Origin of the sequence: Variovorax sp. 22077 (genome assembly GCF_052044195.1) — a bacterium.
GTDB lineage: Bacteria > Pseudomonadota > Gammaproteobacteria > Burkholderiales > Burkholderiaceae_C > Variovorax > Variovorax atrisoli.
Window position 1 is genome coordinate 15,474 of sequence record NZ_JBQEQC010000012.1, and the last position, 13,567, is coordinate 29,040.

A 13,567-nucleotide genomic window follows, 5' to 3' on the forward strand; every position below is an offset into this window, starting at 1 on the left:
CTGCATCGGCCTCGACGGTCGTCGTTCCGAATCAACAACACAGCGCCTGGAGTAGCAGTGGTCCCGCAAAACGATCCGAAGGCGCAGTACGCCGAGGAAACCGCATGGCGTCTCTACATGGACCTCAGGGAGAACCCATGCCGCACGGGCGCGTTGAAGCTGACGCTCTGGTTGCGGGAGGACCAGGCGCATCCGCGCGCATTCGATCGCGCCCTGCGCCTCTGGGCGCTCGCGGGTGCCGCGCTGGTCGTCAGTCGCCGCAGGAATTTTCATCCGCCCACGGGCGGGCTCGAATGAAGCGCGACGAGCCGGTCACGCGCACGCTCGTGCCCGAGGAGTGCATTCGCACCGCGGCGTCGCTCTTTGCCTGCGTGCATGCGTCACCGAGCTTGCAGAACGCCGAGCAACTGGCCCAGTGGTTGGGAAAGGACCCGCGTCATCTGCGTGCGCTCGACATCGCGCTGGCGGAGTGGGGCTTGGCGCAGTCCGGCCACCCTGTCGGGAACGTGCCCGGCGCCTGAGAGTCGGGCAGGCGGCGAAGGACCGACCGGCTCAGCGCACTCGCAGGGCCACGCTGCCATCCGGCCGTGGTTCGGTGGCGAGGGGCAGGATCGTCGGCAGCACGGCAACGAGGCCATCGGAATCGTTGGTGCGGAAGCGGCCCGACAGTCGCATCGCGTCGATGCGAGAGTTCGTGCTGACGATAGGGCGTGCGCGATAGCTGTTGACTGCGGCCAGCGCGTCGCCGAGCGGCGTATTCTCGAAGACCAGCCAGCCGCTGCGCCAGGCGGACAGGGCGGCCGTGTCCGTCTGCCGCACGGCGGCTGCGTGGCCGTCCTGGATTTCCAGCAAATCGCCCATGCGCAGATCGATTACTTCCGCTTCCGCGCCGGTGGCGCCGTCCCGCGGCGACACGCGCACGCGCACATGGCCATTCTCCACGCCCACTGTGAGCGGGCCGCCGCGGTCGCGCACAGTGAATGCGGTACCGACCACTTCGATGCTGGCATCGCGCGTGCGGACGTGAAAGGGGCGGGTCGTGTCGCGCGCCACTTCGAAGCGCACTTCGCCGTGCGCCATGTCGACGGTGCGGCGCTGTCGATAGAGCGTCACATCGATCGCGCTCTGCGGCGCCAGGTCGAGCTGGCTGCCGGACGCATCGCCGCGGCCGTCGGTCAGCGTCACCTTGAGCATCTGCGCGGTCCGGGTTTCGTAGGCTGCGCGAAACACTGGTTGCTGCCAGTACCACTGCACGCCTCGGCCCGCGACCAGGCCGGTACCCAGGAAGGCCGCGACCGAAAGCAGCATCTTGCGGCGCTGCTGGCGGTGCGTCGACGTCGTGGCGGCAGCTGCCGCATTGGCCATCAGAGCGGCTTCGGGTTCGTCGAAGTGCGCGCGCAGGTCGCTTGCCATGCCGCCGAGCGCATCCCAGCGCTCGTGCGCCTCCTGCACGGCTGCCGCGTGCTCCGCCGATTTGCTGCGCCACTGGTCGAGCAACGCGCGGGCGCGGCCCGCGGCTTCGCCGGTGGCGATCTCGCCTTCGACGATCAGCGCGAGCGCGCGCTCGATCAGCCGTTCGCGCGGAGGAGCGCCGACCGCCATGCTGCCGCCGTTCACGAGAAGTCTTCTGCCAATGCCGCGTCGAAGCCCGGCCGGCTCAGCACGACCTGGGGTTCGATCAGCTCCGAGCGCAGTTCGGCGAATACGCGCGAGCAGTCGATGGTGGCGCGCAGCAGATGCTTGGCCACGGCCATCTCGGTGATGTTCAGCCGCTGCGCTATTTCGCTGCGCGTGTGGCCGTAGGCGCGAAACAGCAGGAAGACTTCGCGCCGCCGCGGCGGCAGTTGTTCCATGGTTTCGACCACCCGCGCCAGAACCCGTTGCTGGGCCACGACGTATTCGCTGGACTGTGCCGTCTGCTGCGTGCCGATGCCTGCATGCGTGCCGGCCCACTCCTGGGCGACCTTGCGCCGGCGAGCGTCGTCGACGCACAGGTTGCGCGCCACGCGAAACAGCAGGGCCCGAGGCGATTCGATGGCGTTGGCATTGGGGTCCAGCAGGTCGGACGGGGCATCGCCGCGATTGCCGCCGCGCGCCTTGAGGGCTGCCGTGTAGACCCGCTCGAAGCTCGATTGCGCGATGTCGGCCGCGTAGTGCGGATCTCTCAGGTCGCGAGTCAGCTGCCGGCGCAAGTCCGCATAGTGAGCTACAAGTTCCTGGACGAGGTCGCGCATCCGGCCGCCTTCTCGCAAGCATCGACGATGGGTCCCGGGGCTGCGTGCCTGAACGCGTCGACAAGACTGCCCCGACTTCCGCATGGGAAGAGGCGTGCAGGCCGTGCAGGCGCTTGGCTTCGAAGACCCCGGGGTTGGTGAATAAGAACTATTCTTATTGGAGTGTATCACCGAATTGTTAGCTCCAGACATGACTGCGGCGCGTCACGGAGCGCCCGGCTGCTTCGCGTCGGGAAATAGCGGCCTGGGCGGACGCGGGCCGCAGGTCTGCCTAAACCCGGATCACCCGCCCGGGGTTCAGGATGTTCTTCGGATCAAGCCCCCGCTTGATCGCCCGCATCATCTCCAGCGCCACCGGCGACTTGTGCTTCTCGAGCTTGTCGACCTTGAGCGAGCCCACGCCGTGCTCGGCCGAGAACGAGCCGCCGAACTTCTCGACCGCGTCGTACACCAGCGTGTTGATGCGCTCTTCCTCGTTCTTCAGGAAGGCCTTGGTATCGACGTTCTCCGGCGCCTGCACGTTGTAGTGCAGGTTGCCGTCGCCCAGGTGGCCGAAGTTGACCAGCCGCACGCCGGCGATCTCGCGCGCCAGCAGCGCGTCGGTCTCCTGAACGAAGGCAGGGATGCGCGAGACGGGAATCGAGATGTCGTGCTTGATGTTCAGGCCTTCCTCGGCCTGTGCGAGTGGAATGCTCTCGCGGATGTGCCACAGCTGGTGTGCCTGCGTGAGGTTCTCGGCCACCACCGCGTCGGTCACGCAGCCGTCCTCGAAGGCGGTTTCGAGCAGCGCCTCGAAGCGCGCGCGGGCGTGGTCCTCGGATTCGCTGTCGGAGTTCTCCAGCAGCACGCAGTAGGGCACTGCATCGTCGCCGATGAAGGGCACGCGCAGCTGGGGCATGTGCTTGTCGACCAGGCTCAGCGCGAACTTGCCCATCACCTCGAACCCGGTGAGGCCGGGGCCCAGGTGCTTGTGGGCGAGGCCCAGCAGGGTCACCGCGTGGTCGAGTGACGGCACCGCGGCCCAGGCGGTGAGCTGCGCGGCGGGCAGCGGGTAGAGCTTCATGGTCGCCGCGGTGATGATGCCCAGCGTGCCCTCGCTGCCGACGAACAGGTCGCGCAGGTCGTAGCCGGTGTTGTCCTTGCGCAGGCCGCTGGTACCTTCCCAGATCTCGCCCTGCGGCGTGACCACCTCGAGGCCCAGGCACAGCTCGCGCGTGTTGCCGTAGCGCACGACCTGCGTGCCGCCCGCGTTGGTCGCGAGGTTGCCGCCGATGGTGCAGCTGCCCTCGGCCGCGAGGCTCAGCGGGAACAGGTAGCCGGCTTTCTCGGCGGTTTCCTGCAGCGTCTGCAGGATGCAGCCGGCCTCCACCGTCATCGTGAGGTTGGCGGCGTCGATGGTGCGGATCGCGTTCATGCGCTGCAGGCTCAGCACCACCTGCGTGCCGCTGTCGTCCGGAATGGAGCCGACCGCGAGGCCGGTGTTGCCGCCTTGTGGAATGACGGCCGTGCCGGCCGCGGCGCAGGCCTTGACCACGTCGGCCACCTGCTGCGTGTTGGCCGGACGCACCACGGCCAGCGACTTGCCGCGCGAGCGCTTGCGCCAGTCCTGCTCGTAGGCGGTGAGGTCGCCCTCGTTGAGCACGTGCGAGGCGCCGACGATGGCGCGCAGTCGTTCGATCAGGGCTGTGGAAGAAGCGGTAGTGGTGGCAGTGGTCATTGGGCGGAAGCCTCCAATTGGCGGGCAGCGTTCTTGGCGTGGCGCAGGCGAAGCCGCACATGCCAGGCGCAGGCGGCGAAGAGCACGAGGCACAGCAGCACCTCGACGAGCGCGAGCACCTGGCTCACGCCGCTGGTGTCGCTCCAGGCGCGCACCACGCCCTCGGTGAAATAGAGCCAGATCATCAGGCTGACCCAGCGGTAGGTGTACATGCGGTTCTTCCACAGCCCCGCGAGCGGAATGACCAGCGGCAGTACCTTCAGCGCCATCAGCGAGCCGCCGGGTCGCAGGGGCGCCAGCCACAGTTCCCAGGCCAGGCCCAGCACGATCAGGCCGAGCAGGCTGCCCACGGCGGCCCAGCGGGTGGCACGAACGGAGGATGGTGCTAGCGGCGAATTGGCATTCATGAACGGGAGACCGCGGAACCGGCTTTGCCGGGCCGCTGGTATCGCCCCCGGCGAGGGGGTTGGCGCAGCGACACGAAGTGCGCGGAGGCTGGGGGAGAGTTCAACTCCTATGATACCGGCCATGAATCGACGGCAGCTCTGGAGGGATCTTTCGCGCTTTCCGTGGCGCAACACCGCAGCGGTGCTCGGCGAGCGCTTCCGCGAGGACCGGCTCGGCCTCACGGCCAGCAGCCTGACCTTCACCACCACCATCGCGATGGTGCCCTTCTTCACGGTGGCGCTGGCTCTCTTCACAGTGTTCCCGATGTTCGCGAAGATGCAGGGCCGCCTGCAGCGCTGGCTCATCGAGAGCCTTATCCCGGACAACATCGCGCGGCAGGTGCTGGGCTACCTGAACCAGTTCGCGAGCAAGGCCAGCGGGCTCGGCATCGCGGGCCTGATCGTGCTGCTGATCACCGCCATCGCGCTGATCCTCACCATCGACAAGACGCTCAACAACATCTGGCGCGTGCGCTCGCCGCGGCCGTTCGCGCAGCGGGTGCTGATCTACTGGGCGGCCATCACGCTGGGGCCGATCATCCTCGCGGTGAGCCTTTCCACCACTTCGTACGTGGTCGCGGCCACCAGCGACGTGGTGGGACGCGGCATGGTGAAGCTGTTCTTCGACACCTTCGAGTTCTTGCTGCTCGCGGTCGGCATGGCCTCGCTCTACCACTACGTGCCCAACACCAACGTGCGCTGGTCGCATGCATGGGCCGGAGGCATCTTCGTGGCGGCGGCCATAGAGATCGCCAAGCGCGTGCTGGGCTACTACCTGAGCCTCGTGCCGACCTACTCGGTGCTGTACGGCGCCTTCGCCACGGTGCCTATTCTTCTGGTGTGGATCTACGTGGCCTGGGTGATCGTGCTGCTCGGCGCGGTCATCGCGGCCTACCTGCCCAGCCTGCTGACGGGCGTCGCGCGGCGCGGCGGCACTGCCGGCTGGCCCATGCAGTTGGCCATGGAGACGCTGCAGCACCTGGCCCGTGCGCAGGCCACGCCGGCCAAGGGCATGGGCGCGACCGAGCTGGTGACGCGCATGCGCGTCGATGCGCTGCAGCTCGCGCCGGTGGTCGAGACGCTGGTGGCGCTCGACTGGATCGCGCCGCTGGCGGAAGAGCCCGCCAACGAGGACCCGCGCTACGTGCTGCTCGCCGACCCCTCGACGCCCATCGAGCCGCTGCTGAAGGAACTGCTGATGCCGCAGGCCGAGCCGCTCGAAGACCTCTGGCAGAAGGGGCCGTTGCGCTCCCTGAGGTTGGGCGATGTGCTGTTGATTTGATGGGATTGTTCCAGGAACACCGCGGAACCGGCTCCGCCGGGCCGCCGGTGTTGCCCCCTGCAGGGGGTGGAGACCACAAGAAGTGGGCAAGCCTGGGGGTTAGTTGATTCTTACGCGCCCCAGCCAGATGTCCCGGTACATCGCCCAGTCGCCCATGAATGAATAGAGCGGCCGCTTGAACGATGCCGGCTTGTTCTTCTCGAAGCCGAAGTGCCCGACCCAGGCGAAGCCGTATCCAGCCAAGAGGCCTGCCAGCAGCCACCACGGATTGAGCGTGGCTACCAGCGCCACCAGGCACAGCAGCGAGATGGTCGAGCCGGCGAAGTGCAGCCGCCGGCAGGTGAGGTTGGCGTGCTCGGTCAGGTAGAAGGGATAGAACTCCGCGAAGCTCTTGAACTGGCGCGGATCGACGGCAGATGCGGGGGCGGTCGTGGTGTTCATCGTGCGAGTCTCCTGTACCCTTCGGGAGGGCTTTGTCCATAATAGCCACGACCTCCCGGCCGCACCATCCGGCCTTCCGATCACACCACCGACGCATCAGCCTTGAGCGCTATTCCAAGCCTTCCGAGCTCCCCCGAGTCCGCCGGTCCGGCCGGCGATGCGCCCTGGGTCGTCTGCCTCTGCGCCGAATGGTGCGGCACCTGCCGCGATTACCGGCCGCTGCTCCAGGAAGTGGCACGGGCGCATCCGCAGTTCCGCTTCGCCTGGGTCGACATCGAGGACCATGCCGACATCGCCGATGCCTTCGACGTCGAGACCTTCCCGACCCTGCTGGTCGCCGGTTCCGATGGCACGCGTTTCCTGGGTCCGCTGCTGCCGCATGCCGAGACGCTCTCGCGCATGCTCTCGGCGCTGCAGGCGCCGCAGCCCTCCAGCCTCGACGTCGACCTGCTGCTGGCCGTGCTGAACAAGAAGCCCGCAGTCTTCGCGGTCTGACCGGCTGGAGCCTTTCCCATGAAAGTCCTGATCTTCGGCGCCACCGGCATGGTGGGGCAGGGCGTGCTGCGTGAATGCCTGCTGGCGCCCGACGTGGAAAGCGTCGTCGCAATCGGCCGCAACCCCACGGGGCAGCAGCACCCGAAGCTGCGCGACCTGGTCCACAGGAACATGTACGACTACGGCGACGTCGAATCGCAGCTGCAGGGTTTCGATGCCTGCTTCTTCTGCCTCGGCGTGTCCTCGGTGGGCATGAAGGAGCCCGAGTACAGGCACATCACCTACGACCTGACGCTGGCCGCCGCCACCGTGCTCGCTCGGCTCAACCCGGGCATGACCTTCACCTACGTGACGGGCGCGGGCACCGACAGCAGCGAGCGCGGCAGCAGCATGTGGGCGCGGGTGAAAGGCGCGACCGAGAACGCGCTGCTGCGCCTGCCGTTCAAGGCGGCCTACATGTTCCGTCCCGGCATGATCCAGCCGCTGCACGGCATCCGCTCGAAGACGCCGGTGTACGACGCGGCCATCGTCGTGCTCAAGCCGGTGCTCGGGCTGGCCTTCCGGCTTTGGCCGAACCGGGTGACGACCACCGAGAAGGTGGGACGCGCGATGCTGGCGGTGGCGCGCAACGGTGCGCCGAAGCCGATCCTCGACCCCGCCGACATCAACGCCCTGGGCTGATCTTCTTCTTCGTTGCGCCGGAAGCCTGCGCGCGCCCCAGCTTGCGGCGCCCCGCGCTGGCGATGGCCGCGACCAGGTGCCGCACGAAGTCCTGCGCCAGCGACGGCAGCGTGCGGCCTTCGAGCGCCAGCACCTGCAATTGCCGCTGCTGCAGCGGCGCTTCTGCAAAAGGCCGCGCCACCACCGTGCCGTCGTCGATCAGGTGCATCACCGTGACCAGGCCCGAGAGCATCACATCGGGCGTGCGCAGCAGCGGCAGCAGCACCGAGGAGAAATTGCTCACGAAGAGCGCGTGGTACTGCAGCCCCTGCAGGCTGCAGGCCTGGTCGAAGAGCTGGCGGGCGGTCACGCCCTTGTCGCCCACGGCCAGCGGATAGCGCACCGCGTCGGCCACCGACACCACGCGCTGGCGTGCCAGCGGATGGTCGGGCCGCAGCACCGCATACACCGGCGCGGTGACCGAGTGCTCGATCTTCAGGCCGGGCTCGGGCGCGACCACGTACTTGAGCGCGATGTCGGTCTCGCCGCGCGCCAGCAGCGCGCTCACGCCGTCGGGCGAGCCCACGTGCAGCTCCAGCTGGCAGCCCGGGTTGGCCGACTCGAAGCTGCGCATCACCAGCGGCATGAAGTGCCCCGCAAAGCCTTCGGTGCAGGCCATGCGGATGCGCCGCGCACTCTGGCCGCCGAGGTCGCGCACCTGCTCTACCACCTGCTCGATGTCGATCTGCGCATTGCGCAGGTGCGCCGCCAGCCGCTCGCCGGCCGCCGTGAGCGCCATGCCCCGCGCATGCCGTTCGAAGAGCGGCGTGCCCAGGCTGTCCTCCAGCTTGGCGATCTGCCGGCTCACCGCCGATGAGGCCACGAAGAGGCGCGCGGCCGCCTGATTTACAGAGCCGCTGCGCGCCACTTCGAGGAAGTGCCGCATCGGGATGCTGAGGAGCGGGAGCGTCATGGCAGGGATGGAAGTACCCGAAGAATTGCCTTCAAGGCAATGGTAGCTTGCCAAAACGATGCTGGAAGCATCGGCCTTCAGGCCTTGTACTTGCTGTCCCGATGGACCGAAAGACAAGGAACCCTTCATGCAACGCAAGGACAGCCTCGCCGCCGCAGCCGCCTACTTCGACAGGGGCGGCTTCTTCGCCGACCTCCAGCGCCGCGTCGCCTTCCGCACCGAAAGCGACACCGGCGCCGCCACGCCTGCGCTCGAGGCCTACCTGCGCGAGGAGATGATTCCGCCGCTCGCCGCACTCGGCTTCGCCTGCGAGGTGGTCGCCAACCCGATGCCCGGCGGCGGGCCCTTCCTCATCGCGCGCCGCATCGAGGACCCGTCCCTGCCCACCGTGATGACCTACGGGCACGGCGACGTGGTCAGCGGGCAGGACGCGCACTGGGAAGAGGGCCTCGCCCCCTGGGCGCTGACGGCACGCGGCGAGCGCTGGTACGGGCGCGGCACGGCCGACAACAAGGGCCAGCACAGCATCAACATCGGCGGCCTGGCGGCAGCGCTGGAGGCCCGCGGCGGCAGGCTCGGCTACAACGTGACCTGGCTCGTCGAGATGGGCGAGGAGGCCGCCTCGCCCGGCCTGCACGCGGTTTGCGCGCAGCAGCGCGACAAGCTGCGCGCCGACCTGTTCATCGCCAGCGACGGACCGCGCGTGAGCGCGGCGCGGCCGACGCTGTTCCTAGGCTCACGCGGCGCGGTCAACTTCAGCCTGCGCCTGCGCGCCCGGCCGCGCGGCTATCACTCGGGCAACTGGGGCGGTGTGCTGGTCAATCCGGGCACCGTCGTCAGCCATGCGGTGGCTTCGCTGGTGGATGCGCGCGGACGCATCCTCGTCGAGGCGCTTCGCCCGCCGCCGGTCACACAGGCGGTGCGCGATGCGCTGGCCAGCATCGCCATCGGCGGCGGCGCGGACGATCCCGAGGTCGACGAAGGCTGGGGCGAGCCCGGCCTGAGCCCGGCGGAGCGGCTGGTGGCCTGGAACACCATCGAGGTGCTGGCGCTCGGCGCAGGCTCGCCGCAGCGGCCCGTCAACGCGATTCCCTCGGAGGCGGTGGCGCACTGCCAGTTGCGCTTCGTGGTCGGCACGCCCTGGCAGGACCTGCAGAAGATCGTGCGCGCGCACCTCGATGCGCACGGCTTCGGCCAGGTCGAGGTGGAGGTCACGCTGACCGGCGCCGCGACACGGCTCGACGTGGAGAACCCCTGGGTGGGCTGGGCGCGTCGTTCCATCGAGGAAAGCAGCGGCCAGCGCCTGGACCTGCTGCCCAACTTGGCCGGTTCGCTGCCCAACGACGTGTTCGCCGACCTGCTCGGGCTGCCCACGCTGTGGGTGCCGCATTCGTACCCGGCCTGCTCGCAGCACGCGCCCAACGAACACCTGCTCGCGCCGCTGGCGCGCGATGGCCTGCAGATCATGGCCGGCCTCTACTGGGACCTGGGCGAGCCGGGCCTCGCGCCATGGGCCGCCGGCCGGCTTGCGCAATCCGCTTCCACTCTCTCCTGACACGCACCATGGACATCGCCATCTCCCGTCGCCGCTTCGGCCTGCTTCTTTCCGCTTGCGCCGTGTCGGGCGCTCATTCGCCCGTCTTCGCCCAGGGGGCCTGGCCCGAACGTCCGATCAAGCTCGTCGTGCCTTTTCTGCCGGGTGGCGGCACCGACCTGGTTGCGCGGGCGATGGGGCAGACGCTGTCGGAGCAGCTCGGCCAGCCCGTCGTGATCGACAACAAGCCGGGCGCCTCCACCATCATCGGCACCGACGCGGTCGCCAAGGCCGCACCCGATGGCTACACGCTGCTGCTGTCGGGCTCGACCAGCTTCAGCGTGAACCCGGCCCTGCGCGCCAGGCTGCCCTACGACACGGTGCGCGACCTCGCGCCCATCGCCATCGTGGCGCGCACGCCCCTGGTGCTGGTGGTGGGCAAGGGCCAGCCCTGGCAGTCGCTGCCCGAACTCGTCGCGGCGGCCAAGGCGAGGCCGAAGAGCATCCGCTACGCCACCTTCGGCTCCGGCTCGGGGCCCCACCTGTCGGGCGAGCTGTTCGCGCTGGCCGCGGGCATCCAGCTGCAGGACATTCCGTACAAGGGCAGCAGCCAGAGCGCGCTGGCGGTGATCGGCGGCGAGGTCGAGATCGCCATCGACACCGTGGCGGCGGTGGCGCCGCACGTGCGCGCAGGCAAGCTGCGCGCGCTGGGCATCGTGGGCGCGACGCGCTCCAGCATGCTGCCGGAGGTGCGCACGCTGGCCGAACAGGGCCTGCCCGAGGCCACTTTCGATGCCTGGTACGGCTTCGCCGCCCCGGCGCGCACGCCGGCTCCGGTTGTCGACAAGCTCGCCCGCACCGTCGTCGCGACCATGGGCCACCCGGCTCTGCAGTCCCAGCTGCGCGCGCAGGGAATGGAGCCGGTGGCCATCGGCGCGGCGGCGTTCCGCGCGCAGATGGAAGGCGAGATCTCTCGCTACCGCGCGCTCGCCCACCGGGCGGGCATCGCGGCGGAGTAGGGCTCAGGCGTTCAGGAAGTCGCGCAGCGCGAACAGCACCTCGTCGGGCGCCTCGCTCATCAGCGAGTGGCCCGCGCTGACCGTCACCACCTTCGCGTTGCGCGCCTTGCCCACCAGCGCCTTGGTGGCGCGCGGCGGCGTCATCTGGTCGGCATCGCCGAGCAGGAAGAGCACGGGGCACTGCACCTTCTCGATGGCCGCCTCGCCGTTCGCGTAGTCGTTGCAGGCCTTGAAGCCGATGTGGAACACATTCGCCTCGCGGTTGCTCGCGAGCACGCGGCGCATCAGCGCGCGCGAGCTGCCGTAGAGCCAGGTGCCGGGGCCGAGCGAGGAGGGCGGCGGCGCCAGCAGCGAGTGCGAGAAGGTGTTGACCATGGCGATGGCGCGCTGCGGGTCGCTCACCGAGCTTTCGAGCAGCGCGGGCGACACCGCCATCGGATAGGCCGTGCCGACCATCGCGAGCCGCGTGATCCGCTCCGGCGCGCGCGACGCCGCTTCCAGTGCGATCAGCGAGCCGAAGCTGTGGCCGACCAGCGCTGCCTTCTGCACGCCCGCCGCGTCGAGCAGCGCGATGACGAATTGCGCCGCCTCTTCCACGCTGGCCGGCGGCGGGCCCTCGCTCTTGCAGTGGCCGGGCAGGTCGACCGCGAGCACGTTCCAGCCGTGGTTGGCGAACCAGCGGCTCTGCAGGATCCACACGCTGTGGTCGTTGAGCACGCCGTGGATGAAGACGACCGTGGGCTTGGCCGCATCGAAGGGCTTGCCGCCGGTGTAGCAGTAGGTGGCGTGGCCGTTGACGGTGTAGTTCATCTCAGGCACCCGCCTTTTCCGCGGCCTTCAGGGCGCGCTTGAGGTCGTCGATCAGGTCCGCCGGGTCTTCCAGGCCGATCGAGAGGCGGATCGTGCCCTGCGAGATGCCCGCACCGGCAAGCGCCTCGTCAGTCATGCGGAAGTGCGTGGTGCTCGCGGGGTGGATCACCAGGCTGCGGCAGTCGCCTACATTGGCCAGGTGGCTGAAGAGCTTCAGCGCCTCGATGAAGGCCTTGCCCTGGGCGCGGCTGCCCTTGATGTCGAAGCTGAACACGGCTCCGGCGCCGCGCGCGCCGTGACGCAGCAGCTTCTGCGCGAGCGCGTGGCTCGGGTGCGATTCGATCAGCGGATGTCCCACGCGCGACACGAAGGGGTGGCTCGCGAGGAACTCGACCACCTTCTGCGTGCTGTCGATGTGGCGCTCCATGCGCAGCGGCAGCGTCTCGATGCCCTGCAGGATCAGCCATGCCGTGTGCGGGCTCATCGAGGCGCCGAAGTCGCGCAGCCCCTCGCGGCGGGCACGCAGCAGGAAGGCGCCGACGGTGCTTTCCTCGCTGAACACCATGTTGTGGAAGCCGTCGTAGGCCTGGGTCAGCTCGGCGAACTTGCCTGATTTCTCCCAGTCGAAGCTGCCGCCGTCGACCACCACGCCGCCGATGACGGTGCCGTGGCCCGAGAGGAACTTGGTGGCCGAGTGGTAGACCAGGTCGGCGCCCCAGTCGAAGGGCTTGATCAGGTAGGGCGAGGTGAGCGTGGAATCGACCAGCAGCGGCACGCCCGCCTCGTGGGCGATGTCGGCCACGGCCGGAATGTCGAGCACGTCGAGCCCGGGGTTGCCCACCGTCTCACCGAAGAAGAGCTTGGTCTCGGGGCGTACCGCGGCGCGCCAGCCGTCGAGGTCGCCGGGTTTCACGAAGGTGGTCTCGATGCCGAAGCGGCGCATCGTGTAGTGCAGCAGGTTCTGCGAGCCGCCGTACAGGGCCGTGCTGGCCACGATGTGCGAGCCCGCGCCCATCAGCGTGGCCACCGACAGGTGCAGCGCCGCCTGCCCGCTGGCGGTGGCGATGGCGCCGATGCCGCCCTCGAGCGCCGAAACGCGCTGCTCCAGCACCGCGTTGGTCGGGTTGCTGATGCGCGAGTACACGTGGCCGGCGCGCTCCAGGTTGAACAGGGCGGCCGCGTGGTCGCTGGATTCGAAGACGAAGGAGGTGGTCAGGTGGATCGGCACCGCCCGCGCGCCGGTGGCGGGGTCGGGCGCGGCGCCGGCGTGCAGCGCGAGGGTGTCGAAACCGGGGTCGGAATATCCGGGCATGAGGGCCTTTCTCGTGTCTGAGCTGTTGTCTCCTGGCAAAGCCCCGTTACGTCTGCAATTCAGCGTGCGCGACAGGGGCGCTCAGGTCGGCGTCGATTGTGGGCTATATTCAAAAACGGCACGCCCGCCGAGATAGCCGAGATTGAGTCCCCAGAGGAGCAAAACGATGAAAGTCAGCGACATCCTTCGCGTCAAGGGCAATACGCTCTTCACCATCACGCCAGACGACCTGCTGGCAGAAGCCGCCAAGACGATGGCGGAAAAGGACATCGGTTCGCTGGTGGTCATGGAACACGGCGACCTGGTCGGCATGCTCACCTTCCGCGAGGTGATCGTGACCATCGTCGCCAACGGGGGCCAGGTCGGCACCACGCTCGTGCGCAAGGCCATGGACGACGCCCCCGTCACCTGCACCCTGGAAACCGACCTCGACGAGATCCGCCGCATCATGCTGGAGCGCCACGCGCGCTACATGCCCGTGATGGACAAGCGCATGCTGATGGGCGTGATCAGCTTCTACGACGTGGCCAAGGCCGTGGTGGACAGCCAGAACTTCGAGAACAAGATGCTCAAGGCCTACATCCGCGACTGGCCCGAGGAAGACGAGAAGGCCGGCTGACCCGCCGGCATCCCCTTGCGCGGCA

The 13,567-nt window shown here is 68.7% G+C and carries 16 protein-coding genes; 8 read left to right on the top strand and 8 right to left on the bottom strand.

The window, feature by feature from the left end; genetic code table 11:
• Nucleotides 1-57 precede the first annotated feature (57 nt).
• Both ACTJLF_RS18145 and ACTJLF_RS18150 read left to right on the top strand, forming a co-directional pair.
• The gene (locus tag ACTJLF_RS18145) at nt 58-297 is read left to right on the top strand and encodes a hypothetical protein (RefSeq protein WP_132756396.1); all 240 of its coding nucleotides are present in this window, start codon (nt 58-60) and stop codon (nt 295-297) included.
• Nucleotides 294-521: a hypothetical protein gene (locus ACTJLF_RS18150; protein WP_132756398.1), complete on the top strand. Its 228-nt coding sequence runs from the start codon at nt 294-296 to the stop codon at nt 519-521. The genes ACTJLF_RS18145 and ACTJLF_RS18150 overlap by 4 nt, the downstream gene beginning before the upstream one ends.
• 31 nt (nt 522-552) lie before the next feature.
• On the opposite strand, the gene ACTJLF_RS18155 is transcribed toward ACTJLF_RS18150, so the two are convergent.
• The 4 genes from ACTJLF_RS18155 to ACTJLF_RS18170 form a co-directional block, all read right to left on the bottom strand.
• Nucleotides 553-1,617, bottom strand: a complete 1,065-nt coding sequence (locus tag ACTJLF_RS18155) for a FecR family protein (protein WP_440883636.1) — start codon at nt 1,615-1,617, stop codon at nt 553-555.
• Nucleotides 1,614-2,234 carry an RNA polymerase sigma factor gene (locus ACTJLF_RS18160; protein WP_145758966.1) on the bottom strand — a complete coding sequence of 207 codons (621 nt, stop codon included), beginning with the start codon at nt 2,232-2,234 and terminating at the stop codon, nt 1,614-1,616. The genes ACTJLF_RS18155 and ACTJLF_RS18160 overlap by 4 nt, the downstream gene beginning before the upstream one ends.
• A 271-nt stretch (nt 2,235-2,505) precedes the next feature.
• Complete coding sequence (locus tag ACTJLF_RS18165; RefSeq protein ID WP_126185069.1) at nt 2,506-3,951, bottom strand: FAD-binding oxidoreductase; 1,446 nt, start codon at nt 3,949-3,951, stop codon at nt 2,506-2,508.
• Nucleotides 3,948-4,358, bottom strand: a complete 411-nt coding sequence (locus ACTJLF_RS18170) for a DUF2069 domain-containing protein (RefSeq protein WP_019655750.1) — start codon at nt 4,356-4,358, stop codon at nt 3,948-3,950. The genes ACTJLF_RS18165 and ACTJLF_RS18170 overlap by 4 nt, the downstream gene beginning before the upstream one ends.
• A gap of 109 nt (nt 4,359-4,467) precedes the next feature.
• Between ACTJLF_RS18170 and ACTJLF_RS18175 the strand changes: the two genes are divergently transcribed.
• Nucleotides 4,468-5,679, top strand: a complete 1,212-nt coding sequence (locus ACTJLF_RS18175; RefSeq protein WP_440883637.1) for a YihY family inner membrane protein — start codon at nt 4,468-4,470, stop codon at nt 5,677-5,679.
• Nucleotides 5,680-5,778: 99 nt separating this feature from the next.
• On the opposite strand, the gene ACTJLF_RS18180 is transcribed toward ACTJLF_RS18175, so the two are convergent.
• Complete coding sequence (locus ACTJLF_RS18180; RefSeq protein ID WP_019655752.1) at nt 5,779-6,120, bottom strand: Mpo1-like protein; 342 nt, start codon at nt 6,118-6,120, stop codon at nt 5,779-5,781.
• 102 nt (nt 6,121-6,222) lie between these two features.
• On the opposite strand from ACTJLF_RS18180, the gene ACTJLF_RS18185 reads away from it, so the two are divergent.
• Complete coding sequence (locus ACTJLF_RS18185) at nt 6,223-6,615, top strand: thioredoxin family protein (RefSeq protein WP_405054263.1); 393 nt, start codon at nt 6,223-6,225, stop codon at nt 6,613-6,615.
• A gap of 18 nt (nt 6,616-6,633) precedes the next feature.
• Entirely contained in the window at nt 6,634-7,296 is a 663-nt protein-coding gene (locus tag ACTJLF_RS18190; RefSeq protein ID WP_145758965.1) for an NAD-dependent epimerase/dehydratase family protein, read from the top strand.
• On the opposite strand, the gene ACTJLF_RS18195 is transcribed toward ACTJLF_RS18190, so the two are convergent.
• Complete coding sequence (locus tag ACTJLF_RS18195; protein WP_440883638.1) at nt 7,280-8,248, bottom strand: LysR family transcriptional regulator; 969 nt, start codon at nt 8,246-8,248, stop codon at nt 7,280-7,282. The genes ACTJLF_RS18190 and ACTJLF_RS18195 overlap by 17 nt on opposite strands.
• Before the next feature lie 127 nt (nt 8,249-8,375).
• On the opposite strand from ACTJLF_RS18195, the gene ACTJLF_RS18200 reads away from it, so the two are divergent.
• A complete protein-coding gene (locus ACTJLF_RS18200; protein WP_440883639.1) occupies nt 8,376-9,803 on the top strand; it encodes a M20 family metallopeptidase in 1,428 nt (475 codons plus the stop codon).
• Nucleotides 9,804-9,811: 8 nt separating this feature from the next.
• Nucleotides 9,812-10,801: a Bug family tripartite tricarboxylate transporter substrate binding protein gene (locus ACTJLF_RS18205; RefSeq protein ID WP_440883640.1), complete on the top strand. Its 990-nt coding sequence runs from the start codon at nt 9,812-9,814 to the stop codon at nt 10,799-10,801.
• A gap of 3 nt (nt 10,802-10,804) precedes the next feature.
• Here the strand turns inward: ACTJLF_RS18205 and ACTJLF_RS18210 are convergent, their stop codons facing one another.
• Nucleotides 10,805-11,611 carry an alpha/beta fold hydrolase gene (locus ACTJLF_RS18210; protein ID WP_440883641.1) on the bottom strand — a complete coding sequence of 269 codons (807 nt, stop codon included), beginning with the start codon at nt 11,609-11,611 and terminating at the stop codon, nt 10,805-10,807.
• Nucleotide 11,612: 1 nt separating this feature from the next.
• The gene (locus ACTJLF_RS18215) at nt 11,613-12,923 is read right to left on the bottom strand and encodes an O-acetylhomoserine aminocarboxypropyltransferase (protein ID WP_126185062.1); all 1,311 of its coding nucleotides are present in this window, start codon (nt 12,921-12,923) and stop codon (nt 11,613-11,615) included.
• A 166-nt stretch (nt 12,924-13,089) separates the two neighbouring features.
• On the opposite strand from ACTJLF_RS18215, the gene ACTJLF_RS18220 reads away from it, so the two are divergent.
• Nucleotides 13,090-13,542 carry a CBS domain-containing protein gene (locus ACTJLF_RS18220; RefSeq protein ID WP_019655760.1) on the top strand — a complete coding sequence of 151 codons (453 nt, stop codon included), beginning with the start codon at nt 13,090-13,092 and terminating at the stop codon, nt 13,540-13,542.
• The last annotated feature ends 25 nt before the right edge of the window (nt 13,543-13,567 follow it).

Bases quoted from the DNA above. Each gene is read 5' to 3' on its own strand.
- ACTJLF_RS18150 (WP_132756398.1), top strand. From the start codon at position 294: ATGAAGCGCGACGAGCCGGTCACGCGCACGCTCGTGCCCGAGGAGTGC.
- ACTJLF_RS18160 (WP_145758966.1), bottom strand. From the start codon at position 2,234: ATGCGCGACCTCGTCCAGGAACTTGTAGCTCACTATGCGGACTTGCGC.
- ACTJLF_RS18165 (WP_126185069.1), bottom strand. From the start codon at position 3,951: ATGACCACTGCCACCACTACCGCTTCTTCCACAGCCCTGATCGAACGA.
- ACTJLF_RS18170 (WP_019655750.1), bottom strand. From the start codon at position 4,358: ATGAATGCCAATTCGCCGCTAGCACCATCCTCCGTTCGTGCCACCCGC.
- ACTJLF_RS18175 (WP_440883637.1), top strand. From the start codon at position 4,468: ATGATACCGGCCATGAATCGACGGCAGCTCTGGAGGGATCTTTCGCGC.
- ACTJLF_RS18180 (WP_019655752.1), bottom strand. From the start codon at position 6,120: ATGAACACCACGACCGCCCCCGCATCTGCCGTCGATCCGCGCCAGTTC.
- ACTJLF_RS18190 (WP_145758965.1), top strand. From the start codon at position 6,634: ATGAAAGTCCTGATCTTCGGCGCCACCGGCATGGTGGGGCAGGGCGTG.
- ACTJLF_RS18195 (WP_440883638.1), bottom strand. From the start codon at position 8,248: ATGACGCTCCCGCTCCTCAGCATCCCGATGCGGCACTTCCTCGAAGTG.
- ACTJLF_RS18200 (WP_440883639.1), top strand. From the start codon at position 8,376: ATGCAACGCAAGGACAGCCTCGCCGCCGCAGCCGCCTACTTCGACAGG.
- ACTJLF_RS18205 (WP_440883640.1), top strand. From the start codon at position 9,812: ATGGACATCGCCATCTCCCGTCGCCGCTTCGGCCTGCTTCTTTCCGCT.
- ACTJLF_RS18210 (WP_440883641.1), bottom strand. From the start codon at position 11,611: ATGAACTACACCGTCAACGGCCACGCCACCTACTGCTACACCGGCGGC.
- ACTJLF_RS18215 (WP_126185062.1), bottom strand. From the start codon at position 12,923: ATGCCCGGATATTCCGACCCCGGTTTCGACACCCTCGCGCTGCACGCC.
- ACTJLF_RS18220 (WP_019655760.1), top strand. From the start codon at position 13,090: ATGAAAGTCAGCGACATCCTTCGCGTCAAGGGCAATACGCTCTTCACC.